This window comes from Empedobacter sp. UBA5528 (assembly GCF_002426075.1).
Taxonomy (GTDB): Bacteria; Bacteroidota; Bacteroidia; order Flavobacteriales; family Weeksellaceae; genus Empedobacter; species Empedobacter falsenii_B.
Genome location: NZ_DINY01000069.1, coordinates 1 through 25,628, shown reverse-complemented (window position 1 = coordinate 25,628; position 25,628 = coordinate 1). Strand labels below are relative to the sequence as shown.

Below are 25,628 nucleotides of genomic sequence, written 5' to 3'. Positions count from 1 at the left end.
ATACAAATGCACTACCGGTATAGATTACAAATAACTATTACTTAATATCAAAAAGGATTTCAATTGAAATCCTTTTTTCGTATCTTATTTTTGTAAAAACATTTCATTAAATTTTCGGTTTTCTTCTTCAACCATTTCTTCAAAATCGGCTTGACTTATCTGTTTTCCTTTGGTTGGTTTATTTATTTTGAATTTATCACTCACTTCAACTTTTGTTGCAACGTAAATTTGCTTATTCAACTGATTTCCTTCTTTATTGTTTAAAATAATTTTTAGAATTACACCAGGTAATCCGCCATAATTTGTTGGTCCATTTTTATAATTGAGCTTTGGCGCATACCAAGCTTCTACAAATGTATTCTCTGATTCTTGTAAAATTGCTTTTTTGACATCAAATCCTAAAATTTTAGAATTTTCTTTTTTAAGTATCCATTTATATTGTGGAATTGAATCAGAAATAAGGAGATTTTTACCATTAAAATTAATTTCAGAAAGTGAATTATTGTCTTTTAAATTTTTATAAAAAAATCCTCCAGGACCACTAACAAAACTTATTGACATTCCACTTTTATTTTGTGAATTATCTACTCGATCAATTTTATTAAAAGTAGATTCGTCTTTAGATGTAATCAATTCAAAATACAACCGATTATCATTACTATTTTTGTACATATCTCTACTCTTAGCATCTGAGGCATTTTGATAATCAAATTCATTTCTGAATTCATACTCTATTTTTAAATTTTCTTGCGCATTCATAACATAAAATGTTAAGCAAAAAAACAGCGTAAAAATATTTTTCATTCAATATTAATTATTTGAAGTTGTAAATCCTTTATCAATTAAATCATAATTTATTCTTTCACCTTCATTTGGACGTTTTATCTGAATCGTATTATTTTCTTTAAACTCCAATAAATTATATTCGGTTACCATTTTAGCTTTATTGTTTAGTGTTTCTTTATAGGAAATGATATATCCTGGAATATCAAAATAATTAATATCCTGATCAATTGGGGAAAATCGGATTTCAGATGGACAATACCATATTTCTATCGTATGTGTTAATTTGCCAACTTCAAATTGAAAGTCTGCACGTTTCGCATTACAATTATTAATAACTTTTGTCTCATCTTTAAAAACCCAATCAATTTTCTTAAAATTACTGAAGATTATAGCTCTTTTATCTTTATAATTTCGCTGTGTTTCTGCTATCTTATCTCTGTAATTTACATAATTGTATATTTGTCCATCATAAAATCTATCATTTTTTCTGATTTCAAAATTTGCTTCATCTCCTTTTTTATTAAGTTCATAAACTATTGAAACACCATTTAAGTTTGAGTTAAGAAATGAAGTTTTGTATTGGTAATAAGCAGTTAAATTTTCTTGCGCATTCATAACATAAAATGTTAAGCAAAAAAACAGCGTAAAATATTTTTTCATTCAATATTAATTATTTGAAGTTGTAAATCCTTTATCAATTAAATCATAATTTATTCTTTCACCTTCATTTGGACGTTTTATCTGAATCGTATTATTTTCTTTAAACTCCAATAAATTATATTCAGTTATCATTGAAACCTTTTTCACTTTATTGTTTAGTGTTTCTTTGTAAGAAATTACATATCCTGGAATATCAAAAAAATTAACCTCTTCAACAATTGGAGAAAAACGAACTTCAGATGGACAATACCAAACTTCTATCGTATGTGTTAAATTACCTTCTTCAAATTGATAGTCTGCACGTTTCGCATTACAATTATTAACAACTTTTGTTTCATCTTTAAAAGCCCAATCAATCTTATTGTAATTTTTATAAATTACAGCTCTTTTACCTTTATAATTTCGTTGAGTTTCTGAAATCTTATCTTTATAATTTATATATTGATAGAGCTTACCATCATAAAATCTATCATTTTTCTTGATTTCAAAATTCGCTTCGCTACCTTTCTGATTTAGTTCATAAACTATTTTTACTCCACCATCCATATCCTTAAAAGATGTTGAATATTGGTAATAAGCAGTTAAGTTTTCTTGCGCAAAACCAATATTAGAAAAAAGTAAACATCCATAAAGTAAAATTCGTTTCATTTTGTTGTAGTTTGATAATTAATACTCTAAAATAATTTTAATTTTATAATTCTTTAATAATTGAACTAACATTTAACACAATATTATAAAAGAGAAAAATTAATCATATTTACTATTCTCAAACTTTACTATAAACTTAATTTTTATCCACTCCTTGACTATTCATTTCTTGTTGTTTCTTAAAAAAAGCATCCATTTCTGCTTTATACGTTTTGAAATCAACAATTTTCCCTTTCTTAGGTTGATTTATTGTTACATTTTTCTTCGCTTCTTTTACAGATGTTGCTTTGTATGTAATAACCATATCAGCATCGTCGTTCGTTTTTCTTTCTAATTCTAAAATCAAACCAGGTAATCCCATATACTTATCTGGCCCCGAAGGAAAAGACAAGGAAGTAGCAAACCAAGCTGTAAACTCTTCTTTATTGATTTTTGCGGTTGCTTTACGAACATCAAAACCTAAGACTTTTTTCTTCTCGCGTGTTATAATCCAATTAATTTTAGGAATAGAATCTTTGATAATTCGATCCATTCCAAAACCAACCGATTCGTGCATATAATAATTTTCAAGCAAGTCTTTGTAATACAATCCATTTCCTTGTGTCGAACTATAACTTATTGAATTTCCACCATTTAGTGTTGGTTTTTGATTATAATTAGAAGCCGTTTTATCCGTTATTAATATATAAGGTCTAGGAATTTTCATTTGTTCAGTGAAATACCTAATCGTTTCATCTTTACTCAATTTTCGATTGTCAATTGTAACTGAACCTTGAGTTTTACTTGCATCATATACTGTATATACATCATATTCTACTTCTAAAATATCTTGCGCATTTGCAAAATAACACAAGCTGCTTAATACAATCAATAATAATTTTTTCATAGTTTATATTTGGTTATTCTTTATCTACTCCTTGATGTTCATTCGAACTTTGTTGGTTATAATCAGCTCTCAATTTTTCAAATTCGGCTTTAGAAATTTCCTTTGCCTTGAATAATTTCTTAAATTCTAAATGATCTTTCGTTGTAACAGAAGTTGCTTTCAAAGAATAAGATGGATCAATAATTCCATTTCGAATAGATTCTACTTTTAATACCAAACCTGGAAGATTAATAAATTCTTTTGGACCAAAACGTTTGGGTAAACTTGGTGCATACCAAATAATTGATTTATTATTATCATCATATTTTACAACTGCTTGTTTAACATCAAAACCCAAATAAGTAGATTTTTCTTGCGTTAATTCGTATTTATAATGTGTAGAAATGGTATCAGTTACAAGGTATTTTTTATTCTCTATCATCCATTCTTGTTTCATTTTATTTTGATTGAAATCTTGTTCAAAATTATACGAAAAAATACCATACATCGTAACCGATGCGTTACCTTGTGAATTATTAATTTTCTCAATCTTGGAAAAAACACTTTTTCCTTTTTCTATTTGTAGCACATAATTTTTTGGAACAGAAAGTGCTTTTATAAAATCATCATCCAATTTTTCTTCCTTCCCATCTTTTCCTATAATTCTAGGAATAGAAACTTCTTCATATACAATCTCTAGAGCTTCTTGCGCTTGAACTAAACTACAAAAAAAACTAATGAAAATTACTAAATATTTCATTCAAAATTATTTTTTGTCCACTCCTATCGAAAAAGATTCTCTCATTTTTTGACGAGATTCATCTTGCAATTTTTTAAATTCTTCTTGTGTTATTTCTTCACCTTTTAAAGGTTTAGTTTTAGACATTTTCTTAGGGTTTAAGGTAATTTTATCCGCTTCATAAGTCATAATCGAACCAAATTTACCGCCCGTTTCGCTCACCGTTTTCAGAATCAAACCTGGCAATCCATTCACTTGATTTGGTCCTGCATCAACCTTAATATCTGGCGCAAACCAAGCTGCTATTTGCTTACCTTTATCATTACCAATAGCTTTTTTTACTTTGTGACCCAAAATCGTATCTTCAATATCTGTAATTTTCCATTCATAATCTTTATATGGAGTAACCACAATAAAATTTTGTTTATCTAAAACGACTTCTTGGCGAAACGCTTTCTTACTTATTTCATTAATCAGATCTTTATATTCTCCTCCAATATTAATTGAAAAAGCCCCCATAGAGCTACCATTTTGATCATTATTGATAGTTTCTATTTTTTTGTAAATGGACTGATTATCATTATATTCTAATTGATAATAAATATTTGGAGACCCTCCAATTTTTATTGTACCTCCTCCTTTTTGTGCTTGCTCTCTTTCAAACTCCTTTATTTTTTCTTCATCATGCTTTATATCGTATTTATAATCGACAATAAGCTTTTCTTGCCCAAAACCAAAATTCGAAAAAAGTAAAAATCCAGCTAATAATAATTGTTTCATTATGTTGTAGTTTATAATTAATACTCTAAAATAATTTTTATTTTTCAATTCTACAATAATAGAATATATAATTAACACAACATTGGGAAAAGAAAAAAATCCAACCGAAGTTGGATTTTTTCTATATAAATTAAAATAAGTTTCTAAATTATCTCAAAGTGTTTCAGCGCATTCCATATTCCGTGATTATCCGCAGAAGTTGTATAATAATCCGCAGCTTCTCGCACATTCTCCTTCGCATCGCCCATTGCTACACCAATTTTACAACCTTTCAACATACTAATATCGTTACCTCCATCGCCAAAAGCCATTGTTTTAGATAAATCTAAATTATCGCGATCAGCCATTCGTTCTATTCCGCGCATTTTACTAATATCCTTCGGATTTATATCAGCAAAATATTCTATCCAACGTGTTCCTACACTATTTGTCAACACATTTTTCATCAAATAATCTTCTTGTTCTTCGTTTACAAAAAAGTTCATTTGCATGATATTATCTTTCGGTAAAGTTCGAGGATCAACCACTTCTGGAACTTCCATTCCAAAATATGCAAACGATTTTTCTACATTATCATTCACACGATTAATACTAAACGCTTCTTTCGTCATATACGAAAATGAAAATGGATTTTCATCATCATATTGCAACAAAGCCTCTATATCATTAGGATTAATATAATCTACAAAAAATGATTGACGGTTTTCGTCCGAGCACATTCCACCATTATTATTGATATAACCATCAAAACCGTAATCAAAAATATGTTCGGGCATATCCACCATATTTCGTCCTGTTGCGATGTATATTTTTTTATTTTTTTGTTTTAATAATTTCAACGCTTCGATTGTCGAATCACTGATTTCATGGTTTTCAAAACCTTGTAATGTTCCGTCAAAATCGAAGAAAAAAGAATCTATCATACCTTAGTTTTATCTTTTACAAAATTAAAAAAGCAACCTTTGCTTGGTTGCTTTTGCTGTTTATTTTAACGCTAATTTAATAATTTCTATTGCTTTATTGGTATCTTCTTCAGAAATATTGAGATGAGGGCGCATTCGCACAGAGTTTTCACCACAAGGAAGAATAATCATGTGATTTTCGAAACATGTTTTGATGAACTCTGAACGATCCAAATCTGATGAAAAATCAAACGCAATGAACAATCCTAATCCACGAACCGAATGAATTTTCTTCGTCTCTTTTGCTATTTCATTCAATTTTGATAAAATATATTTACCTTTTTCTGCCGCATTTTCTACTAATTTTTCTTGTTCGATCACTTCTAAAATTAATTTGAAACGCAACATATCGATATAATTTCCACCAAAAGTCGAATTAATACGGCTTGATTCCTTGAAAACATTATTCGGAATTTGATCTAACTTTTCTTTATTCGCTAAAATTCCACAAACTTGTGTTTTCTTTCCAAACGAAATCACATCAGGAATCACATCATAATGCTGAAAAGCCCACATTTTACCAGTCATTCCCATTCCTGTTTGTACCTCATCAAAAATCAATAAAATCTCTTCTCTATCACAAATTTCTCTCAATTTCTGAAAGAATTCTTTTCGAAAATAATTATCTCCTCCTTCACCTTGAATCGGCTCAATAATAATACAAGCAACTTTATTTTTGCGTGTTTCTAAAGCATTTTCAATTTGTTCAATCGCACGTTTTTCAGCCTCAACAACCTTGCATAAATTATCTTCTGTAACAGGATAAATTCGTTTTGGATTTTCAATTCTTGGCCAATCAAACTTTGGAAAATATTCGTATTTACGAGGATCTTTCGTATTCGTTAGCGATAATGTATAACCAGAACGCCCATGAAAAGCTTGTTTAAAATGAATAACATCACTTGCTTCTTTCTCAATTCCTCTCGAAAAGTTTAATCTTGTTTTCCAATCAAAAGCCGTTTTCAATGCATTTTCTACTGCCAATGTTCCACCAGAAATAAAAAATAAATATTGCAATTCTTTCGGCATCGCTACACGCTCAAATGTATCAATTAAATCGGCGTAATCTTTTGTATAAATGTCTGACATCGCAGGTTTATTGACTGCATTTCGACCTAAAAAATCTATTTTCGCCATCAAATGTGGATGATTATAACCAATCGCAGTCGAAGCAAACATTGAAAATAAATCCAAATATTCAATGCCATTTTCGTCTACAACATAGGATCCATGCGACTTATCCATATCCATTACAATCGGATATCCATCTGCCAATATATGTTTTGCTAATCTTTCGTGTACTGTACTCATCTCTGTAAATTTTTAAAAATCAAACTTAATTCCTTGCGCCAATGGCACTTCTGTCGAATAATTAATTGTATTCGTTTGTCGTCGCATATACGCTTTCCAAGCATCCGAACCTGACTCACGCCCACCTCCAGTTTCCTTTTCTCCACCGAAAGCGCCGCCAATTTCAGCTCCAGAAGTTCCGATATTTACATTTGCAATTCCACAATCAGAGCCTTGCTGACTCAAGAATAATTCAGCTTCACGAAGATTATTTGTCATAATAGAAGACGATAAACCTTGTGCCACATTATTCTGAATTTCAATTGCATTTAACACATCTCCAAAATATTTGATTAAATATAAAATTGGAGCAAAAGTTTCATGTTGAACAATATCAAAATGATTCTCAACCTCAGCAATAACAGGCTTTACATAGCAACCGCTTTCAAAACCATTTCCTTCTAAAATTCCTCCTTCAACGATAATCTTTCCTCCTTCTTCATTAATTTTTTCTAATGCTTTTGAATACATTTCAACCGCATGTTTATCAATCAATGGACCAACATGATTTGCTGTATCCAACGGATTACCTATTTTTATTTGTTTGTAAGCATTTACCAACGATTCTTTTACTTTATCATAAATCGACTCGTGAACAATCAAACGTCTTGTTGTTGTACAACGCTGTCCAGCCGTACCAACTGCCCCAAAAACAGCCGAAGTTAGCATAACTTTTAAATCAGCATCTGGCGTAACAATAATCGCATTATTTCCACCTAATTCTAAAATTGTTTTACCCAAACGAGCAGCAACAACTTTATTCACTTCAATTCCCATTCGCGTAGAACCTGTTGCAGAAACCAAAGCCACACGAGCATCTTGCGCAATTAATTCACCGATTGTTTTATCGCCCATTACCAAAGAAGAAACGCCTTCTGAAATATTATTTGCTTTTAAAACTTCTGCTAAAATATGTTGACACGCAACCGCACACAAAGGTGTTTTTTCACTTGGTTTCCAAACTACAACATCACCGCAAACCATCGCTAAACATGTATTCCAAGACCAAACTGCAACTGGAAAATTGAACGCAGAAATCACGCCTACAATTCCAAGCGGATGATATTGATCGTACATGCGATGCAAAGGTCTTTCCGAATGTATTGTCGAACCATATAATTGACGCGATAATCCAACAGCAAAATCACAGATATCAATCATTTCTTGCACTTCACCCAAACCTTCTTGATAAGATTTTCCCATCTCATACGAAACCAATTTTCCCAAGGAAGCCTTTTTCTCACGAAGTTTCTCTCCGAATTGACGCACAATTTCTCCTCGTTTCGGAGCAGGAATCATTCGCCATTCTTTGAAAGCAACTTGTGCTTTTTTTATCACTTCTTCATAATCATCTTTTGTTGATGACTTAACTTTTCCAATCAATTTTCCGTCTACTGGCGAGTAAGAAGAAAGCTCTTCACCTTTTCCAAACCAAGTATTTCCTGTTGATGTTCCAAGATTTTCGGAAGAAATACCTAATTCTTTTAATTCGTTTTCTATCATTTTTTTGTGTTATTTTGTGTTTTTAACTTTTACCTAAATTAGTCAAAAGTTTCATAAATTAAAATTTTTAATAAATATTATTCAGAATAATTTTTAATTTAGTGAATAATCGTTAGATTTAATAAAATAAAACCGCATAAAATGAATTCAACTACAGATTATTTTAAGATTGATGATTTATTGACAGAAGAACACAAATTAATTCGTCAATCTGTTCGAGATTTTGTGGACAACGAAATAAAACCTGTGATAGATGATGCTGCGCAACATCATAAAGATATTCCAGATTTAATGAAAAAATTAGGCGCAATTGGTGCTTTAGGACCTTATATTCCTGAAGAATATGGAGGTGCAGGATTGGACCAAATGTCGTATGGATTAATCATGCAAGAATTAGAACGCGGCGATTCGGCTGTTCGTTCTGCTACATCAGTACAATCTTCGTTGGTGATGTATCCAATCTTTTCTTTTGGATCTGAAGAACAAAAACGCAAATATTTACCAAAATTAGCTTCAGGAGAATTCGTTGGAAGTTTTGGATTAACTGAACCAAATCACGGTTCAAATCCTGGCGGAATGGAAACTCGTTTGACTAAAAATGATGATCATTATATCTTAAATGGAGCAAAAATGTGGATTACAAATTCACCAATTTGTGATATTGCAGTTGTTTGGGCAAGAGATGAAGAAGGAAAAATTCGTGGTGTTATTGTAGAACGCGGTATGCAAGGTTTTACAACGCCAGAAACATTGAATAAATGGTCATTAAGAGCTTCAAAAACAGGTGAATTAGTTTTCGAAAATGTCAAGATTGAAGCTTCTCAAATTTTACCAGAAGTAAGTAGTTTACGCGGACCATTATCTTGTTTAAACTCGGCTCGATACGGAATTTCTTGGGGTGTAATTGGCGCTGCAATTGATTGTTACGAATCTGCTTTGAAATATTCGTTAGAACGAACACAATTTGGAAAACCGATTGCTTCTTATCAATTGCAACAGAAAAAATTAGCTGAATTTATTACAGAAATTACGAAAGCTCAGTTGTTATGTTGGCGATTAGGAACGTTGAAAAACGAAAATAAAGCAACTCCTGAACAAATTTCTATGGCAAAACGCAACAATGTAAAAATGGCTATTGATATTGCGCGAGAATCTCGTCAAATTATCGGTGCAATGGGAATTGTAGGCGATTTCCCTATGATGCGACATGCAGCAAATCTTGAATCAGTGATTACTTACGAAGGAACGCATGATGTCCATTTATTGATTACTGGAGCAGATGTGACAGGAATTAATGCTTTTGTGTAAGATATTTTTTCATACAATCATATATTTTTATAGGTTTACAATTCGTTTGTAAACCTTTTTTATTTATCACACATGAAATTGAAATCAATTCTACTTATCATTTTTTGTATTCAGGCTATTGTTCTTGATGCACAGGAAACCTACAAAATTACGTACGAACGCTTTTCGAATGGAAAGAAAGTCGAAGAAAATAACCCCATACAAGTTATTGCGAATACAAAAGAAACCGTTATTGGAAAGCAACAAAGTTTTAGTAATTCTTCAAATTATCCTGATGAAATGTTTTATTATACCAAAACAAACCCATCAATTATTTCCTTGATTACACAATTTGACCCGACTAATTCTATTATTACAAATGATTCTGTCGCGTTCAATAAATCTGTTTTTACAATTTCTAAAGAAACAAAACGAATTTTAGGTTTACGTTGTAAAAAAGCAACAACAAATATTAATTCGAATACAATAGACGTTTGGTTTGTTGACAATATGGAATTGAATGCTTCTCCAACAATGGTTGGAATGAATTTAGGTTTTGTGTTAGAACTTACACGAAATAATAATTCAACGATTCGAGCTTCGAAAATAGAACGCGAAAAAGATTTGATTCCAAGTCAATTTATCCAAAAAGAATTGCATCAAAATAGAGTTGATTTATTGACATATAAAGACATTATTTGGAAAAGTAAATTCGTTGATATTCCACTTTTATCACATCAACAAGTTAACTTTAGTAAAGATTTTTCGTCAAATGATTCAATTTATCGCTTTGCTAATGGAACTGTTGTGGTTCGAAAAATTAAAATTCCTCAAATTAAAGTAGGAAGCCAAGTTTTCTTAAATGTTTCGCAACAATCAAATGGTGATGCTTACGACAGAACTGGTTCTGTGTTTTTGATTCCCCGTGATTCTAAAATTACATTTATGGATGGTTTACAAAAAGGAATTAATCAATTACCGATTTTTACATCTGCAAATAATAAGAAATATCAAGGTTATTTTTTGACAGAAAATTATTCGCCAACTATTGAATTAATGCGCTTTTTCACACCTTTTGGAATTAAAAAATTCAATCATATTCAATTAAAAAATCAAACATGGGAAACCGAAGCAAAATATCGTCAAGAAATCACAGAATTTCAAGGTTTATTATCTGATCAAGAAGTTTTGATTGGTTTCTTCATTGGAAATTATGATCAAGGCGGACATATTATTTCTGCCAATATTTCTGTTCATCCATCAGGTTCTACAACAATGCCAATTAAAAAGGTTTTACCAATTTTCAATACTGCAAATGTGATGGAAATGGCTGGACAAGAATACCCTACTTTGTTCGAAAATCCGAATGGTTTTACAGTAGAATTCACGTTGAAAGAAGATTACAACAATGCTAAATTACGTTTTACAACAACTGGACATGGCGGTTGGGAAAATGGTGATGAATTTGTTCCGAAAGAAAATAGTATTTTTCTTGATGGACAAAAAGTATTTAATATAGTTCCTTGGAGACAAGATTGTGGTTCGTATCGCGCTTACAATCCTGCTTCTGGTAATTTTGACAATGGTTTATCATCATCTGATTATAGTCGTTCTAACTGGTGCCCTGGAACAATCACAAATCCATATTTTATAGATTTGGGCAATTTAAAAGCCGGAAAACATAGTATACAAGTAAAAATTCCGCAAGGAAAACCAGAAGGAAATAGTTTCAGTTATTGGAATGTTTCTGGTGCTCTTTTAGGAGAATAATTTTTTTGGAGCAAAAAGATTTATTAAACGTCTTTTTGCTCTATTTTTTTATGATTTATCAAAACCGTTAACCAATCTACAATATCTTGATATACTTCATCTTTGATAGATTCATTCAATATTTCATGTCTCAAGTTTGGATATAGTTTCATTGTTACATATTGAAATCCATTTTGCTTTAAATCTTTATACGATTGCAAAACTCCTTTACCAAAATCACCAATTGGATCATCTGCTCCACTCACAAAATAAATAGGTAAAGATTGCGGTATATCTTTTGTCCAATTCTTTTTTGTTGCTTGTATATTTAAATTAATCAAAGTATAAAAACCGTTAACAGTGAAAGGTATTCCGCAAAGAGGATCTTTCAGAAAATTTAAACGATTTAACTCATCTAAACTAAACCAATTAGTCTCATGAAAATTTTCTTCATTTTGAAAATGTTTATTATTCGATTTTAAAAAAATAGTATTAAGTAATTGACTTCTTTTATGAGGAATCAATTTATTTAGAAGACTTAAAAAACTACTCAATAATTTAATTCCAGGAATCCTACCTCCTGTTCCCATAATTATAGCACCATCAAAATGATTTCCATATTCTTGAAGTAGGCAACGTGTTATAAACGATCCCATTGAATGTCCCAAAATAAAATGTGGTAATAAAGGGTATTTATTCTCTAACAAATTAGCTAACTCTTTTGCCGTATTTATTAAATTTTCTTTTGGATTGTCTAAGCAGAAAAAACTGTAATCTTCTTCTATTTTAGCTGTTTGTCCATGTCCTAAATGATCATATAACAAAACTAGAATTCCTTTGTCAGCCAAATACTTTGCAAAATTTTCATATCGCCCACTATGTTCTTGCATACCATGGACAATAAGTAAAGTAGCTATAATCTCATCTTCTGGAAGAATTACTCTATTATAAATATTCTCTGGTATTGACATTTTTATTAAGATTTAATAATTAATTTACAGTTTTACTTATTCAAAATCAACATTTTTATGAATAAATCATTGACTTTTTCAACAAATTTCAAGCCGATAAATAAGATCTAAAATTTCTAATTTTATAACTAAAAAAACGAGGTAAAATAAAAATTAACCTCGTTTTTTTATGATGTATGATAATTTTACTTTTTCGTTTTAATTGTATTCTTATAAATCTGACCACCTTTAATAATCACTAAAAAGTTTTTATCAGGATTAGCTATTAATGATAAATCTTTCAACGGATTTCCATCAACCAAAATCAAATCTGCTAAAGCTTGTTCTTCTACAACACCTAATTTCCCTGGATATGGGCTTCTTAAACCAGATAATTGCAACAATGGTACATGCCTATACGCCGAGAGCTGTGCAACGTGCTGTGGAAGCAGGAGTGAAGTCAATTGAGCATGGTCAAATGTTAGATGAAGAAACATTAAAAATTCTTGCCAAAAAAGGAGTTTGGTTAAGCCTTCAAAATTTGATGGATAATAATGAAAACATGGACGAGCAGCGAAAAGAAAAACGTAAACCAGTTTTGGATGGTCAAGATAAAGTTTGGCCTTTAGCAAAAAAACTTGGTGTGAAGCTTGCATGGGGAACGGATTTCTTGTTTGAACCTGAGTTGAATGATGATCAAAATAGTTACATATTACGTCTTCAAAAATGGTTTACAAATGCCGAAATTTTAAAGATGGTTACGCAAGATAATGGAGAATTACATACGTTCCCCAATCTTCAGCAGCATCAACTGCAGCTTTCATTTCGTCAAAAGTATATTGTGTAACATCAATCGGATCATAAGCAGAAGACGTTCCTCCACCTGCCATTAATTTGATTTGACTCGCACCAAAACGTAAATTCTCTCTTGTTGCAGTCAAAACTTCATCTCTTCCATCAGCAATAAAAGTAGCTCCTAATTCCTCTGCACGAGATGCTTTACCAAAAAAACGACGCGAACGTTCATCAGGAGTTCTAAAATCTCCGTGACCAGCTGTTTGACTAATCGTTGCACCCGAAGGCCAAATTCTAGGCCCTGCAACTTTACCTTTATCGATGGCTAATTTCAAGGGAAAAATTGGCCCACCAGCATCACGAACACTCGTAAAACCACGCATCAACATTTTGTGGGAAGCTTCGCCAACCTTATTCATTAACATTTCTTCGGACATATCTGGCGACATCATTTGCGCCATCGTCAATGAACCAAATACCATGTGTACATGAACATCTATCAAACCTGGCATCAACGTTTTTCCTCCTCCATTAATTTTTACAACGTCTTGATTAGGTGAAGAAATTTTTGCAGAACTAATTTTTTCAATTTTTTGCCCAGAAACCAAAACATTCATCGGCGATGTTAATGCTTGAGTTTGATGATCTAAAATTCTAACATTTTCAATTAAAATCTGTTTTGTTTGAGCAAAAGTAAAAGTGGTAGCGAGAAAAAAAAGTGCTATTATCGACTTTATTTTCATAATTTATTGTTTAATTGCCCTAAAGATACGTTGAATGCGTGTAATTTGAGGATAAAGTTTAAATTAAAAATATATTCATTTAAATCATTCAAACAAAAACCCAAATTTACTTTTTATTAAAAGAAAATACTATATTTGTTGACAACCAAAAGGTTTTAACTTAATTTTCCTTGGTGATAAAGATTTTTAACTGTTTTGAATTAAATAGACAAAATCTTGTTTTACGGCTTATCTTCTTCCGACTATAATCGTTTTTTAAGGAATAAAATTTAATAAAAAATTAGCAATCAATACACCTTTTCTACCCAAATAATCGGATAGAATTTTGTAAATTTGTAACCAATACATTAGAAAATTTAATGGAATATAATACACTTCGTTCGCAATTGATTATTCCAGAATATGGTCGTCATATTCAAGAAATGGTAAATCATTGTAAAACAATAACAGACGAAACAGAACGCAACGGATTTGCCGAAATTATAATTGAAGTAATGGGAGAATTAAATCCTCACTTGCGCGATGTACCAGATTTTCAACATAAACTTTGGGATCAACTTTTTATCATGGCAGAATTTGATTTGGATGTAAAATCTCCTTATCCAATTCCGACAAAAAAAGATACGGTAAATAGTAAACCAAATAAAGTAGAATATCCAAAAAGCATCTATAAATACAGATATTACGGAAACAATATTCGTAAAATGATTGATGTTGCTGTAACGTGGGAAGAAGGCGAAAAACGCGAAGGTTTGTACTTTGCGATTGCCAATCACATGAAAAAATGTTATTTACTTTGGAATAAAGATACTGTTGATGATCAAGTTATTTTTAATCATTTGTACGAATTATCTGATGGTAAAATTGATTTGAGAAAAGTTGATGATCATTTGGTTTCTCCTGATCGTTTAAATTCGAATAATAATCATTCAAACAACAATCAAAACAATAGAAGTTACCAAAACAATAATCGTAATCATCAAAATAACAACAATCGAAATAATAACCAAAATTCGAATAATCGTCAAAACAACAATAACCGAAATAATCAAAATAACAACAATCGAAACCAAAACGTTCGAAACAATAAAGGTTAAATCAAAACTATTTAATACAACTAAATGGCTACATTTCAAATAAAGGGAGGGAAACCTTTGAAAGGAGAAATTACTCCGCAAGGTGCTAAAAATGAAGTACTACAAATTTTATGTGCGGTTTTATTAACCAATGAACAAGTTCGTGTTAAAAATATTCCAGACATCCGAGATGTCAATCGTTTGATTGAAATTTTGGGTGATTTAGGCGTAAAAACACAAAAAAATGGAAAAGGAGATTTTACTTTCCAAGCCGACGAATTACGATTAGATTATTTAAAAGGAAAACAATTTCGTAAAGATGGTGCTGCATTACGTGGATCAATCATGTTAATGGGACCACTTTTAGCTCGTTTCGGAGAAGCTTTTATGCCGAAACCTGGAGGAGATAAAATTGGGCGTCGTCGTTTAGATACGCACTTCGAAGGTTTCTTTGCGTTAGGAGCAAAATATCGCTTCAATCCAGACGAAGATTTCTACGGTGTAGAAGTAGACGAAAACGGATTGCAAGGTTCTTATATGTTATTGGAAGAAGCTTCTGTAACAGGAACTGCAAATATTATTATGGCTGCAGTTTTAGCAAAAGGAACAACAACTATTTACAACGCTGCATGTGAGCCTTACATTCAACAATTGTGTAAAATGTTGAACCGAATGGGTGCTAAAATTTCTGGAATATCTTCGAATCTTTTAACGATTGAAGGAGTTGAGAAGTTAGGCGGAACTGAACATACATGTTTACCAGATATGATTGAAATTGGATCATGGATTGGTTTAGCTGCCATGACAAAATCTGAATTAACAATCAAAAATGTTTCGTGGGAGAATTTAGGTGTTATTCCAGATGTGTTCAAAAAATTAGGAATCAAATTAGAGCGTCGTGATGACGACATCTATATTCCAGCACAAGAACATTACGAAATCGAGCGTTTTATTGACGGTTCTATCTTAACAATTTCTGATGCGCCTTGGCCAGGATTTACACCAGATTTATTATCAATTATCTTGGTAATTGCCACTCAAGCAAAAGGAAGCGTTTTGATCCACCAAAAAATGTTCGAGTCTCGTTTATTCTTCGTGGATAAATTAATTGATATGGGAGCGCAAATTATTTTATGTGATCCACATCGCGCAACTGTTATTGGTCTTAATCACGAAACTCCTTTAAAAGGAGCCGAATTAACTTCTCCAGATATTCGTGCTGGTATGTCTTTATTGATAGCTGCCCTTTCTGCAAAAGGAAAAACTGTTATTCATAATATCGATCAAATTGACCGTGGTTATGAAGATATCGATGTACGTTTACGTGCTATTGGAGCTGATATAATTAGAGCTTAAAAAATAAAAAATGCAATCTATTATTGAGTTTATCACTAATTTTGTTCAACGCCCAGACAAGGTATTAATGGACATTATCAATAATTACGGTTATTGGATATATGCTATTTTATTCTTGATAATTTTTGCTGAAACAGGCTTAATTATCATGTCATTTTTAATGCCTTTTTTACCTGGAGATGCACTAATCTTTTCGATTGGAATGATTGCAGCAAGCGATGATCAAAACCATTTGCATATCGAATATATTATTCCATTACTGATGGTTGCAGCAATTCTTGGTGATAACGTAAATTATTATGTTGGACGAAAATTTGGTGGCTGGATTTTAGGACGAAAAGACTCGTGGTTTCTTAAAAAGAAACATATCGAAAAAGCAACAGAATTTTTTAACGAAAATGGTAAAAAAGCAATTATTATCGCTCGTTTTATGCCTGTTGTTCGTACAATAATTCCATTTATTTGCGGTGTTACAAACCTTAATTATCGCACATTTATTACCTATAGTTTTATAGGCGCGGTACTTTGGGTTGGTGTTATTTCTCTTTTGGGACACACATTAGGTCAGTTTGACATTGTAAAAAATAATTTAGAGAAATTCATTTTCGGAATTATATTATTGGCGAATATGCCGTTGATTATCCGAATTGTGAAAGCTCAATTCAATAAAAATAAAACAGAAGAATGAGACAATTTGGATTAATCGGAAGAAATATTTCCTATTCATTTTCTAAATCTTATTTTGCTGAAAAATTTAAAAACGAAAACATTGTAGACGCTGTCTACAATGTTTTTGATTTACAGCAAATCGATGAAGTAGAAAAAGTATTCGAAACCGAAGGTTTAGTGGGCTTTAATGTTACAATTCCTTACAAACAAGAAATCATTCCATTTTTGGACGAATTATCACCAGAAGCTAAAGCAATTGGTGCGGTTAATACAGTTTTGATACAAGATGGAAAACGAATCGGGCATAATACAGATTGTTATGGTTTTCATCATTCGATAGAACCTATTTTAGAACCTCATCATAAAAAAGCATTGGTGTTAGGAAATGGAGGTGCTGCAAAAGCGGTTTTTTATATTCTTGATTTATTGAAAATTGAATATAAAATAGTTTCAAGAACAAAAACTGAAAATCATTATTCATATGATGAATTAAATAAAGAAATCATTCATAATCATCAAATTATTGTGAATTGTTCGCCAGCTGGTACTTTTCCAAATACTGAAATCGCTCCACTTCTACCCTACCAATTTATCAACGAAAATCATTTATTGTACGACTTGATTTACAATCCACCATTGACAAAATTTTTAGAAAATGGTCAACAAAATGGAGCCAAAATAAAAAATGGTCACGAAATGTTGGTTCTACAAGCCGAAAAAGCTTGGGAAATTTGGAATAATCGTACAAAATAGACTTGATATTGTCCTCAAATTTTATTAGATTTGAGAAACAAAACTTAATTTCTTATGAATACTGAAATGGATAACCTGCAAAATGCAGACGGAGAACAATTACCTAAACCTGCAAATACAAACGACTCTAACACGGAATCTTACAAAACGGTAGAGTTAACGAACCAAGAAAAAATAAGCGATATTTCGTTCAAAGATTACGAAAAATTTAGTTTTGATGTTTTGATTAACGAAGCAAAAAATCTATTAAGCAAATATGATGTTCAAGAGATTCGCGAGCATTTTAATCAAATTCGTGATGCATTCAAAACTAAATTAGAAGAAGATGAAGCTGCAAAAAAAGAAGCTTTCTTAAGTGAAGGTGGTGATGAATTAGATTTTAAATACGAAACATCTTTTAGAGCAAAATTTAACGCTGTTTACAACGATTTTAAAAATCAATTAGCAGTTTTTCATAAAGAAAACGAAAAAAAGGAATCTGATAATTTAAAGGAACGTTTAGAAATTATTGACGAATTGAAAGCCTTGTATCAAGAACCAAGTGATTCTTCGGCGGCAATGTTCAAGAAATTTCGTGAGTTAAAAACTCGTTGGCACAATGCAGGAAGAATTCCGAGCAAAAATGCTGAAAATGTATTCAAAAATTATTTTTTCCACTTAGATAATTTCTACACATATTTGGATATGAATAAGGAATTGCAAACATTGGATTATGCACATAATCTGGAAGTTCGTCAATCGATTATTAAACGTGCAGAAGAATTAATTGGAGAGCAAAACGTGCAAAAAGCTTTGAATGAATTGCAATATTTGCATCGTTTATGGAAAGAAGAAGCCGTCCCTGTACAAGAAGATTTGCGCGAACCAACGTGGCAAAAATTCAAAGAATTAACAAATAAAATTCATGACCGTAAAGGGGAATTGAATGAAAAAATAAAACAAGAGCAAAAAGATAATTTAGAAAAGAAGAATCAAATTATCGCTCGTATCAAAGAAATTTCTGAGCAAGCAACAACAAAATCGCATGGCGATTGGCAAAAAGCTATTTCTGAAATAAACTCTTTGCGTGAGAACTTTATCACAATTGGACGTGTTCCGAAAGATAAAAATTCTGCAACTTGGGAAGCTTTCAAAGAAGTGACAAGACAATTTAATCACATCAAAAATGATTTCTATAAAAATCTAAAATCAGAGCAACAACTGAATCTTGAAAAGAAATTGGCTTTGTTAGAAATTGCAAAACAACATACGGAAAGCACGGATTGGAATGCTTCTGTACAAGTGATTAAAAAAATCCAAAATGATTGGAAAAAAATTGGACATGTTCCAAGAAAAAATTCAGACAAAATCTGGAAAGAATTCAAAGATACATGTAATCAATTCTTTGATCGTTACAAAAAACGTCACGAACAAGCGAATCAAAAAATGGAACAAAATTTAGAAAAGAAACAAGCTTTCTTAGACGATTTCAAAAATCAAACGATTTCTGAAAACAAAGAAGAGGCGTTGAAACAACTAGAAGAAATCCAACATAATTGGACAAGTTTAGGAAAAGTTCCATCAGAAAAAACTTCAATCAATCAAGAATTTACAGATGTTTACCACAAAAAATTAGATGCTTTAAATCTTTCTAAAAATGAATTGAACGATTATAAGTTGAAATCATTTGTCAATAAAGTAAAATCTGGAAATAATGGAAATTTATTGGATGACGAGATTAGAAAAACACGTAAAATAATTGAGGATTTAGAAAAAGAAATCAATCAATTGGATAATAATGTACATTTCTTTTCGAATGCAAATGAGAATAATCCTTTATTAAAAGACGTTTACAAACAAATTGACGATAAACGTAAAAAATTAATTGAAGCAGAAATCAAACTGAAAACATTATTCAATATTGATTTTAATGCATAATTTTTAGGCATGACACAACAATCTATCGATGAGCAATATATGGCTCGTTGTATACAAATTGCAACAAACGGGTTAGGAACAACATATCCTAATCCGTTTGTTGGTTCTATTATTGTACATAACAACAAAATTATAGGCGAAGGTTTTACGTCAGAATATGGCGGACCGCACGCCGAAGTGAACGCTATTAATTCGGTTAAAAATCAAGAATTATTAAAAGAATCTACGTTATATGTTACGTTAGAGCCTTGTTCGCATCACGGAAAAACGCCTCCTTGTGCGGATTTGATTATAGAAAAAGAAATTCCAAAAGTCATAATTGGAACTTTAGATCCTTTTGCGAAAGTAAATGGGCAAGGTTATTTACGTTTGTTGAAAAATGGTGTTGATGTAACGCTTGGTGTTTTGGAAAAAGAATGTATCAAACTCAATAAGCGTTTTATAACATTTCATCAGAAAAAACGTCCATATATTATCTTAAAATGGGCGCAAACAGAAGACGGATACATGGGGCGTGATGATGTACAATTGTGGATTACAAACCAATATACAAAACAGTTAGTACATAAATGGCGAACGGAAGAACAAGCTATTTTGGTTGGAAAAAACACCGCTTTGATTGATAATCCACAACTTAACACACGATTATGGAAAGGAAATAATCCGTTGAGAATTGCGATTGACAAAAACTTAGCGATTCCGAGAAGTTTCCATTTGTTTGATCAAACACAACCTACTGTAATTTTCAATTCGATTGAAAATTGTTCTGAAGAAAATTTAGAACTTGTTCAATTAGATTTTACGCAAAAAATATTGCCACAAGTGATGGATTATTTATACGAAAACAATGTTCAATCCTTAATTATTGAAGGTGGAAGTGATACCATACGACATTTTATTGATGCTGATTTGTGGGATGAAGCACGAATTTTGAGCTCGGATACTATTTGGAATGAAGGAATTTTAGCTCCTCGACTGAAAGGAACACGAACTGAAAAACATCGTTTTCTGAATGATGAATTAAATATTTTCGAAAATAGAATAGAAATTGAAGAGCCTTAGATTTTAAGGTTCTTTTTTTATTTATGATTTATTTGAATTTATTAAAATTTTCGTTTAATAATTATTTCAGAAAATTTATTCTTCTCAAATTCTATGTTATTTATTGATTCAACAAGAAAACTCATTTTATAAAATTTATTTTGTAGCTTAAATATTAATTTCCCACCAACATTATCAATTTTATAATTAAAAATATTTTGTTTTTTTGTTACATAGCAAAATGATGGTTCATTACAATTTTGGCAATCAATTAAATTTACTTTATTATTTTTCAAAAATCTAAATTCTATTGTACGACGAAATTGAAATTTAGATTTTCCAATTGAACTATTATAAATCTTCAGATTTTCAGTTTTGTAAAACATACTATCTTGATTATCTGTAATAATTCTATAATTATAATCTATCATTGAATTATTAATGATCCTTTTAAATTCCTTCTTTGAAATACTCTGGCAAAAAGAATACTCGAACACATTAGTATGAATAAAAATAAATAAGCTTTCATTTATATTAAATTTTTTCATCATTCATAAATATAAAACCTTTTTTCTTTAAAAGTACTATTTAAACTATCTTTGCGCTACTTTTCAATACAACATGACGGACAATTATCGTACAATCGAGAAAGCGGTGGAAGATGTAATTTTCAAAGAATTGGGTAGTAAGTTTATTAATTTTGCTTATCCAATTGAAAATGAAGATGACATCAAAATTTATTTGGATCAATTACGCGAAATTCATCCCGATGCAAATCATCATTGTTACGCGTACGCTCTTGGTATAGATGGTAAAAATCATCGTGCAAATGATGACGGTGAGCCAAATGGTTCGGCTGGTTTACCAATTTATAATCAAATTTTATCAAGCGAAATCACCAATGTTTTAATTGTTTCTGTACGTTATTTTGGTGGAACAAAATTAGGAATTCCTGGTTTGGTAAAAGCCTATAAATATGCGGCACAAGTTGTGTTAGAAGAAGCAAATATTGTAGAAAAATTTGTTTCAAAACGTGTGAAAATGGTTTTTAACTATGATCAACAAGGAATTGTAGAACGCAATGTCTATCGGATTTCTGGAGAAATTAAAGACAAACATTTTTCTGATAAATGTATGTTTACAATTTCAGTAAGAGAAAGTAAATTGGAAGAATTTATTCGCATGTTTGACGAATATTATCAAATGGAAATTAAAATTATTGACTAATGCTAAATAGCTTAACTTCTTTACGTTTTTTCTTTGCTTTTGTCGTTTTCTTAAGCCATTTAACGTTTGTAAAAACTGATTTAGCTTGGTATAATTATCTAAAAAATAACGTCTTTTTCGAAGGTTATCTTGGTGTTGGTTTTTTCTTTATTTTAAGCGGATTTGTTATAGCGCTTAATTACGAAAAGAAAGTCATCGACAATCCAAATTTTGATAAAAAGAAGTTTTATATCGCGCGAATTGCTCGAATTTATCCACTTCATGTCCTAACCTTTTGTGTCATGTTACCATTTGTTATCATCAATGTTTGGCAAGGTTATTTTCATTGGGATATTGCAGGTGCGAACTTATTTTTATTGCAATCTTATATTCCGGTAAAAGATTTTTATTTCTCTATTAATAACGTTTCCTGGAGTATTTCGACCGAATTATTTTTCTATTTGATGTTTCCTTTTTATGTGATTTGGTTGCATAAATTCCCGAAACTGAAATATATTTTATTACTAATTATTCCGATTATTATTTTTGCAGAACCTTATTTCAGAACAAATATGAAATTGGAAAAAGCGATTTTTTACATCAATCCAATTGTTCGCAGTTTCGATTTTATTTTAGGAATTATTACCTGTCAAATCTATAAAAAGATAAAAGATACGCCTATCAATTTTTCGAGAGGAACTTTAATAGAAATCGCTGCAATTGCTGTTTTGGCAATCTTTTTCTACTTCCACAATGATGTTGCGAGAGCTTTTCGTTACGGAATTTATTATTGGATTCCGATGGTTGGAATTGTCCTAATTTTTGCTTTACAAAAAGGTTTCTTTTCGAGAATTCTTCAACATAAAACATTGGTTTATTTAGGTGAAATTAGTTTTGCATTTTATATGATTCATATGATTGTGATAAAATATGGAAATCAATATTTACCGAAAATCAATGATTTTCAGAAAATTGGAATTTATTTCGTAATTGCTTTAATTTTAAGTGCATTAACGTTTGAATATTTTGAGAAACCCGTTGCGAAGTGGATCAAAGATAAAGTGAAGTAGTAGCGAGTATTTCTAAAAAATTAATTCAAATAGTTGATTATAACTGAGATTGTGACAATAATAATTGAAACAACAATCAAAATATCTAAGTAATTTATTTTTTTTGAACCAAAATTTGTAGTTCGTTTGCGTTTTCGTGAATACACTATTTCTTTGTTCATTTTTTAAAAGAAAATAAGCCGCGAGTTACCACGACTTATTTGTCAAATAATTAATAGTACATTATATAGTTAAAAGTTCTTAGTAATCCTATTACTGGTACTTGTAGCAACTTCCTGTTTTCTTTGCCGATTTACCTGTCATTTTATCAGATAATAGTAGAATAAATGGACATCTAACTTCTGCAGCTTGTTGTTTTAAAACTTTTTCTGCACGCTCATCTTTTCCATTTCCAGTTCTGAAGTTAATCATACCTGTTTTAGATTTTAAATCATCTCCTTTTTTCAAACCTGCAACCAAAGATTTATCTTCCAAAATAATCACTTTCCCCCAATCTTTATCGTCAGTAATTTCAATTTTATCAGAAACATCCTCAATACGAGTGCTTTTCCCGTAAAATACTTTATTAACAGAATATTTACTCAAAGACTGTATAGCATCTTCTCCATCATACGTATATTCTACTGTAAATTCTCCCACACGCTTAATCTGACCTTCGATAATCTCACCAGAATGTTTGTAAATTTTATCTACTTGTCCAAATGCTAGCGAAGCCATAAGACCTAACCCTAAAATAAAAATGTTTTTCATTGTTAATTGTTTTAAATATTGACTTAATTTTAATTGATTTCTAAAATACTTTCAGTTTCGTTGATTGTAATTATGGTTTTTAGAGGACTAGATTCCAGTAAACCATAATTTTCTTTTAGATTGGTGGTCGGTTTTTTCAATAAATCAATTAATTGATCAATTGATTCTTGATAAATTTTCTTTTTTGTAGAGTTCTTAACTAAAGAGATATAATACGTCTTATAGTTTTTCTTAATTGGAGCTTCTTTTTCTATTTCTTCTGCAATATTTTTAAAGAAACTTGTTCTATTTTCAGAATTTTTGACCACAATACGCTTTATATTTTTCCCTTCAGTTTCAACCTCAATATTCAACGTATATGGTTCAATTTTTACTGAATTGTACATTACTTTTTGGTTTCCAAAATTATCTTCAATAGATGTAGAAGAAACCTTATAAAAATCCTCTAACTCATTTACACGATTTCCAATAAATTGTTTTAAATTTTTGTAATCCAAATTTTGAGAGAAACCTAAACTACACAACAGTAGTAATAAAGTAGATAAAATAATCTTCATTTTTAATAAATAATTAGCTATTAACACCAGATTTATGTGCTAAATAAATTCTTTGCAAATTTTAGGATTCAGTACTTAAATTCCTATTTTTGCAGGAGTAGTTATGAGGTAGTTTAACGATTACTACCTACAGGTAGTTGAATTACTTTACTAAATATCAGTTATATAATAAAAATGAATAACAAAACACTTTTTATATTCTTTACTCTATTTTTTACCCAGGTAGGGACAGGAAACACTATAAATTCCGAAATTCTAAAGAAAAAAATTTCATCTTATAATGAAATTGGTTCATTTGATAAATCAATTATCAAATTGGATAGTATTATACATTCTAAAAACGTAACGAATTACGATTTATATAATTTGTATTTGTTAAAATATCTTACGTATAAAACATTATTAAATTATCCAGAAGCAGAAGAAAATTTAAACGTTGCTGAAAAATATGGTTTAAAGAGTTCGAAATATAAAGTCGAAGTTGAGACAAGAGTTTTAATTGAACGAATCTTCATCCAATTTGATTATTTAAAATATGATAAGGTTAAGGAATTGCTTCAAAAAGTAAATAAATCTAATTTAAAATATTTGGATGCAGAAACTTATGGCTTTTATATTTCTGTTTTAGGCACAATGAATAGTTTAAATAAAAATTATATTCAGGCAGAAAAAGATTATTTGGAAGGTATAGAAATTTTGAAGCAAAAATCTCCCAAACATTTACCTAATATTTATAGAAAGCTTTTACACTTATATACAGAAACAAAGGACAATAAGAAGGCTTTAGAAGCTTTTAACAAAGGTTTGTATTATGCAAAACATTATAGTATAAAACTTTATATTTTGAATATGTATGAATCTCTTACTTAGTATTATGCGCAGAATGAAGATTGGGAAAAAGCATACAAAACAAGATTAATTGTAAATGATCTTGCAACTGATTATGATGCAATTAATCAAAGTGGAAAATTACAAAATTTAGAACGAGAAATTATTAATAAACGAAATGATTTAGAAGTTCGAAATCAAAAAAATATCCGATTATTTCTAGTTATTATTTCTACAATTCTAATCATATTATTAATTGTTCTTTATAAATTCTACAAGATAAACATCGAAAAAAGAAAACTTGTTGAAAATGAAAATGAACGGATGAGAAATAAACTTTCTGATTTGATTAATCATTCGAATAACGCAAATCAAGTTGAAAAGAAAATCATTTTAAGTGATTATAATCTTTCGGAAAGACAACTGGATATCATCGAATTAGTGAAGAAAGGATTTACAAATAAAGAAATTGCAACTGAACTCTATATTTCTGAGAATACCGTGAAATATCATTTAAAGGTTATTTACAATACTTTGGGAATAGAAAGTCGTAATTCGTTGTAAATAAAGGCAATATCCAAAAAACTG

General features: G+C 30.4%; 28 protein-coding genes. 13 read left to right on the top strand and 15 right to left on the bottom strand.

Annotated features, from left to right (window positions below; translation table 11 throughout):
* Window positions 1-84: 84 nt before the first annotated feature.
* From B4L98_RS14600 to B4L98_RS14560, 9 genes are all read right to left on the bottom strand, one after another.
* A complete protein-coding gene (locus B4L98_RS14600; protein ID WP_286495771.1) occupies window positions 85-804 on the bottom strand; it encodes a GLPGLI family protein in 720 nt (239 codons plus the stop codon).
* A gap of 6 nt (window positions 805-810) precedes the next feature.
* Window positions 811-1,446: a hypothetical protein gene (locus B4L98_RS14595; protein WP_280051430.1), complete on the bottom strand. Its 636-nt coding sequence runs from the start codon at window positions 1,444-1,446 to the stop codon at window positions 811-813.
* 6 nt (window positions 1,447-1,452) lie between these two features.
* A complete protein-coding gene (locus tag B4L98_RS14590) occupies window positions 1,453-2,094 on the bottom strand; it encodes a hypothetical protein (protein WP_280051431.1) in 642 nt (213 codons plus the stop codon).
* A 136-nt stretch (window positions 2,095-2,230) separates the two neighbouring features.
* Window positions 2,231-2,980, bottom strand: coding sequence for a GLPGLI family protein (locus B4L98_RS14585; RefSeq protein ID WP_286495769.1), 750 nt, complete (start codon window positions 2,978-2,980; stop codon window positions 2,231-2,233).
* Between the two features lie 13 nt (window positions 2,981-2,993).
* Window positions 2,994-3,719 (bottom strand): GLPGLI family protein, encoded by a 726-nt coding sequence (locus B4L98_RS14580; protein WP_286495768.1) that lies wholly within the window; start codon window positions 3,717-3,719, stop codon window positions 2,994-2,996.
* 6 nt (window positions 3,720-3,725) lie between these two features.
* The gene (locus B4L98_RS14575; protein WP_052217824.1) at window positions 3,726-4,478 is read right to left on the bottom strand and encodes a GLPGLI family protein; all 753 of its coding nucleotides are present in this window, start codon (window positions 4,476-4,478) and stop codon (window positions 3,726-3,728) included.
* Between the two features lie 143 nt (window positions 4,479-4,621).
* A complete protein-coding gene (locus B4L98_RS14570; protein WP_286495767.1) occupies window positions 4,622-5,401 on the bottom strand; it encodes an HAD family hydrolase in 780 nt (259 codons plus the stop codon).
* A 60-nt stretch (window positions 5,402-5,461) separates the two neighbouring features.
* Window positions 5,462-6,751: an L-lysine 6-transaminase gene (gene lat / locus B4L98_RS14565; protein WP_291060686.1), complete on the bottom strand. Its 1,290-nt coding sequence runs from the start codon at window positions 6,749-6,751 to the stop codon at window positions 5,462-5,464.
* Window positions 6,752-6,763: 12 nt separating this feature from the next.
* The gene (locus B4L98_RS14560; protein WP_291060684.1) at window positions 6,764-8,293 is read right to left on the bottom strand and encodes an aldehyde dehydrogenase family protein; all 1,530 of its coding nucleotides are present in this window, start codon (window positions 8,291-8,293) and stop codon (window positions 6,764-6,766) included.
* A 141-nt stretch (window positions 8,294-8,434) separates the two neighbouring features.
* Here B4L98_RS14560 and B4L98_RS14555 point away from each other — a divergent pair, with 141 nt between their 5' ends.
* Both B4L98_RS14555 and B4L98_RS14550 read left to right on the top strand, forming a co-directional pair.
* Window positions 8,435-9,601, top strand: a complete 1,167-nt coding sequence (locus B4L98_RS14555) for an acyl-CoA dehydrogenase family protein (RefSeq protein ID WP_291078609.1) — start codon at window positions 8,435-8,437, stop codon at window positions 9,599-9,601.
* A gap of 72 nt (window positions 9,602-9,673) precedes the next feature.
* The gene (locus B4L98_RS14550) at window positions 9,674-11,350 is read left to right on the top strand and encodes a PNGase F N-terminal domain-containing protein (RefSeq protein ID WP_286495764.1); all 1,677 of its coding nucleotides are present in this window, start codon (window positions 9,674-9,676) and stop codon (window positions 11,348-11,350) included.
* 23 nt (window positions 11,351-11,373) lie between these two features.
* Here the strand turns inward: B4L98_RS14550 and B4L98_RS14545 are convergent, their stop codons facing one another.
* Together B4L98_RS14545 and B4L98_RS14540 are read right to left on the bottom strand one after the other, a co-directional pair.
* Window positions 11,374-12,300 (bottom strand): alpha/beta fold hydrolase, encoded by a 927-nt coding sequence (locus B4L98_RS14545; protein WP_286495763.1) that lies wholly within the window; start codon window positions 12,298-12,300, stop codon window positions 11,374-11,376.
* A 185-nt stretch (window positions 12,301-12,485) separates the two neighbouring features.
* A complete protein-coding gene (locus B4L98_RS14540; RefSeq protein WP_291078607.1) occupies window positions 12,486-12,683 on the bottom strand; it encodes a hypothetical protein in 198 nt (65 codons plus the stop codon).
* Here B4L98_RS14540 and B4L98_RS14535 point away from each other — a divergent pair.
* Complete coding sequence (locus B4L98_RS14535) at window positions 12,683-13,126, top strand: hypothetical protein (protein ID WP_286495761.1); 444 nt, start codon at window positions 12,683-12,685, stop codon at window positions 13,124-13,126. The two genes, B4L98_RS14540 and B4L98_RS14535, sit on opposite strands and share 1 nt — an antisense overlap.
* On the opposite strand, the gene B4L98_RS14530 is transcribed toward B4L98_RS14535, so the two are convergent.
* Window positions 13,038-13,817, bottom strand: a complete 780-nt coding sequence (locus tag B4L98_RS14530; protein WP_286495760.1) for an amidohydrolase family protein — start codon at window positions 13,815-13,817, stop codon at window positions 13,038-13,040. The genes B4L98_RS14535 and B4L98_RS14530 overlap by 89 nt on opposite strands.
* Window positions 13,818-14,176: 359 nt before the next feature.
* Between B4L98_RS14530 and B4L98_RS14525 the strand changes: the two genes are divergently transcribed.
* From B4L98_RS14525 to ribD, 6 genes are read left to right on the top strand one after another with little or no spacing between them, the layout of a single operon-like run.
* On the top strand, window positions 14,177-14,914 hold the full coding sequence (locus B4L98_RS14525; protein WP_038336666.1) for a DUF4290 domain-containing protein: 738 nt from the start codon (window positions 14,177-14,179) through the stop codon (window positions 14,912-14,914).
* 24 nt (window positions 14,915-14,938) lie between these two features.
* Window positions 14,939-16,249 carry a UDP-N-acetylglucosamine 1-carboxyvinyltransferase gene (murA, locus tag B4L98_RS14520; RefSeq protein ID WP_115000020.1) on the top strand — a complete coding sequence of 437 codons (1,311 nt, stop codon included), beginning with the start codon at window positions 14,939-14,941 and terminating at the stop codon, window positions 16,247-16,249.
* Between the two features lie 10 nt (window positions 16,250-16,259).
* A complete protein-coding gene (locus B4L98_RS14515) occupies window positions 16,260-16,937 on the top strand; it encodes a VTT domain-containing protein (protein ID WP_219034902.1) in 678 nt (225 codons plus the stop codon).
* A complete protein-coding gene (locus B4L98_RS14510) occupies window positions 16,934-17,671 on the top strand; it encodes a shikimate dehydrogenase family protein (protein ID WP_219034901.1) in 738 nt (245 codons plus the stop codon). The genes B4L98_RS14515 and B4L98_RS14510 overlap by 4 nt, the downstream gene beginning before the upstream one ends.
* Before the next feature lie 54 nt (window positions 17,672-17,725).
* Entirely contained in the window at window positions 17,726-19,588 is a 1,863-nt protein-coding gene (locus B4L98_RS14505) for a DUF349 domain-containing protein (RefSeq protein ID WP_286495758.1), read from the top strand.
* Window positions 19,589-19,597: 9 nt separating this feature from the next.
* Window positions 19,598-20,650: a bifunctional diaminohydroxyphosphoribosylaminopyrimidine deaminase/5-amino-6-(5-phosphoribosylamino)uracil reductase RibD gene (gene ribD / locus B4L98_RS14500; RefSeq protein ID WP_219034899.1), complete on the top strand. Its 1,053-nt coding sequence runs from the start codon at window positions 19,598-19,600 to the stop codon at window positions 20,648-20,650.
* Between the two features lie 41 nt (window positions 20,651-20,691).
* Here ribD and B4L98_RS14495 read toward each other — a convergent pair whose 3' ends face one another.
* On the bottom strand, window positions 20,692-21,060 hold the full coding sequence (locus B4L98_RS14495; protein WP_219034898.1) for a hypothetical protein: 369 nt from the start codon (window positions 21,058-21,060) through the stop codon (window positions 20,692-20,694).
* A gap of 190 nt (window positions 21,061-21,250) precedes the next feature.
* Here B4L98_RS14495 and B4L98_RS14490 point away from each other — a divergent pair, with 190 nt between their 5' ends.
* On the top strand, window positions 21,251-21,856 hold the full coding sequence (locus B4L98_RS14490) for an IMPACT family protein (RefSeq protein WP_219034897.1): 606 nt from the start codon (window positions 21,251-21,253) through the stop codon (window positions 21,854-21,856).
* Window positions 21,856-22,905, top strand: a complete 1,050-nt coding sequence (locus tag B4L98_RS14485; protein ID WP_219034896.1) for an acyltransferase family protein — start codon at window positions 21,856-21,858, stop codon at window positions 22,903-22,905. Before B4L98_RS14490 ends, B4L98_RS14485 begins: the two co-directional genes overlap by 1 nt.
* Window positions 22,906-23,157: 252 nt before the next feature.
* On the opposite strand, the gene B4L98_RS14480 is transcribed toward B4L98_RS14485, so the two are convergent.
* Both B4L98_RS14480 and B4L98_RS14475 read right to left on the bottom strand, forming a co-directional pair.
* Window positions 23,158-23,655: a hypothetical protein gene (locus B4L98_RS14480; protein ID WP_244957947.1), complete on the bottom strand. Its 498-nt coding sequence runs from the start codon at window positions 23,653-23,655 to the stop codon at window positions 23,158-23,160.
* Window positions 23,656-23,684: 29 nt separating this feature from the next.
* Window positions 23,685-24,212: a hypothetical protein gene (locus B4L98_RS14475; protein WP_147280012.1), complete on the bottom strand. Its 528-nt coding sequence runs from the start codon at window positions 24,210-24,212 to the stop codon at window positions 23,685-23,687.
* A 174-nt stretch (window positions 24,213-24,386) separates the two neighbouring features.
* On the opposite strand from B4L98_RS14475, the gene B4L98_RS14470 reads away from it, so the two are divergent.
* Both B4L98_RS14470 and B4L98_RS14465 read left to right on the top strand, forming a co-directional pair.
* The gene (locus B4L98_RS14470; protein ID WP_291048991.1) at window positions 24,387-25,082 is read left to right on the top strand and encodes a hypothetical protein; all 696 of its coding nucleotides are present in this window, start codon (window positions 24,387-24,389) and stop codon (window positions 25,080-25,082) included.
* Window positions 25,083-25,364: 282 nt separating this feature from the next.
* The gene (locus B4L98_RS14465) at window positions 25,365-25,604 is read left to right on the top strand and encodes a helix-turn-helix transcriptional regulator (RefSeq protein WP_219035088.1); all 240 of its coding nucleotides are present in this window, start codon (window positions 25,365-25,367) and stop codon (window positions 25,602-25,604) included.
* The last annotated feature ends 24 nt before the right edge of the window (window positions 25,605-25,628 follow it).

Excerpts from the sequence above, each read along its gene's own strand:
- B4L98_RS14600 (WP_286495771.1), bottom strand. The coding sequence starts at position 804 with ATGAAAAATATTTTTACGCTGTTTTTTTGCTTAACATTTTATGTTATG.
- B4L98_RS14595 (WP_280051430.1), bottom strand. The coding sequence starts at position 1,446 with ATGAAAAAATATTTTACGCTGTTTTTTTGCTTAACATTTTATGTTATG.
- B4L98_RS14590 (WP_280051431.1), bottom strand. The coding sequence starts at position 2,094 with ATGAAACGAATTTTACTTTATGGATGTTTACTTTTTTCTAATATTGGT.
- B4L98_RS14585 (WP_286495769.1), bottom strand. The coding sequence starts at position 2,980 with ATGAAAAAATTATTATTGATTGTATTAAGCAGCTTGTGTTATTTTGCA.
- B4L98_RS14580 (WP_286495768.1), bottom strand. The coding sequence starts at position 3,719 with ATGAAATATTTAGTAATTTTCATTAGTTTTTTTTGTAGTTTAGTTCAA.
- B4L98_RS14575 (WP_052217824.1), bottom strand. The coding sequence starts at position 4,478 with ATGAAACAATTATTATTAGCTGGATTTTTACTTTTTTCGAATTTTGGT.
- B4L98_RS14570 (WP_286495767.1), bottom strand. The coding sequence starts at position 5,401 with ATGATAGATTCTTTTTTCTTCGATTTTGACGGAACATTACAAGGTTTT.
- lat (WP_291060686.1), bottom strand. The coding sequence starts at position 6,751 with ATGAGTACAGTACACGAAAGATTAGCAAAACATATATTGGCAGATGGA.
- B4L98_RS14560 (WP_291060684.1), bottom strand. The coding sequence starts at position 8,293 with ATGATAGAAAACGAATTAAAAGAATTAGGTATTTCTTCCGAAAATCTT.
- B4L98_RS14555 (WP_291078609.1), top strand. The coding sequence starts at position 8,435 with ATGAATTCAACTACAGATTATTTTAAGATTGATGATTTATTGACAGAA.
- B4L98_RS14550 (WP_286495764.1), top strand. The coding sequence starts at position 9,674 with ATGAAATTGAAATCAATTCTACTTATCATTTTTTGTATTCAGGCTATT.
- B4L98_RS14545 (WP_286495763.1), bottom strand. The coding sequence starts at position 12,300 with ATGTCAATACCAGAGAATATTTATAATAGAGTAATTCTTCCAGAAGAT.
- B4L98_RS14535 (WP_286495761.1), top strand. The coding sequence starts at position 12,683 with ATGGTACATGCCTATACGCCGAGAGCTGTGCAACGTGCTGTGGAAGCA.
- B4L98_RS14530 (WP_286495760.1), bottom strand. The coding sequence starts at position 13,817 with ATGAAAATAAAGTCGATAATAGCACTTTTTTTTCTCGCTACCACTTTT.
- B4L98_RS14525 (WP_038336666.1), top strand. The coding sequence starts at position 14,177 with ATGGAATATAATACACTTCGTTCGCAATTGATTATTCCAGAATATGGT.
- murA (WP_115000020.1), top strand. The coding sequence starts at position 14,939 with ATGGCTACATTTCAAATAAAGGGAGGGAAACCTTTGAAAGGAGAAATT.
- B4L98_RS14515 (WP_219034902.1), top strand. The coding sequence starts at position 16,260 with ATGCAATCTATTATTGAGTTTATCACTAATTTTGTTCAACGCCCAGAC.
- B4L98_RS14510 (WP_219034901.1), top strand. The coding sequence starts at position 16,934 with ATGAGACAATTTGGATTAATCGGAAGAAATATTTCCTATTCATTTTCT.
- B4L98_RS14505 (WP_286495758.1), top strand. The coding sequence starts at position 17,726 with ATGAATACTGAAATGGATAACCTGCAAAATGCAGACGGAGAACAATTA.
- ribD (WP_219034899.1), top strand. The coding sequence starts at position 19,598 with ATGACACAACAATCTATCGATGAGCAATATATGGCTCGTTGTATACAA.
- B4L98_RS14495 (WP_219034898.1), bottom strand. The coding sequence starts at position 21,060 with ATGATAGATTATAATTATAGAATTATTACAGATAATCAAGATAGTATG.
- B4L98_RS14490 (WP_219034897.1), top strand. The coding sequence starts at position 21,251 with ATGACGGACAATTATCGTACAATCGAGAAAGCGGTGGAAGATGTAATT.
- B4L98_RS14485 (WP_219034896.1), top strand. The coding sequence starts at position 21,856 with ATGCTAAATAGCTTAACTTCTTTACGTTTTTTCTTTGCTTTTGTCGTT.
- B4L98_RS14480 (WP_244957947.1), bottom strand. The coding sequence starts at position 23,655 with ATGAAAAACATTTTTATTTTAGGGTTAGGTCTTATGGCTTCGCTAGCA.
- B4L98_RS14475 (WP_147280012.1), bottom strand. The coding sequence starts at position 24,212 with ATGAAGATTATTTTATCTACTTTATTACTACTGTTGTGTAGTTTAGGT.
- B4L98_RS14470 (WP_291048991.1), top strand. The coding sequence starts at position 24,387 with ATGAATAACAAAACACTTTTTATATTCTTTACTCTATTTTTTACCCAG.
- B4L98_RS14465 (WP_219035088.1), top strand. The coding sequence starts at position 25,365 with ATGAGAAATAAACTTTCTGATTTGATTAATCATTCGAATAACGCAAAT.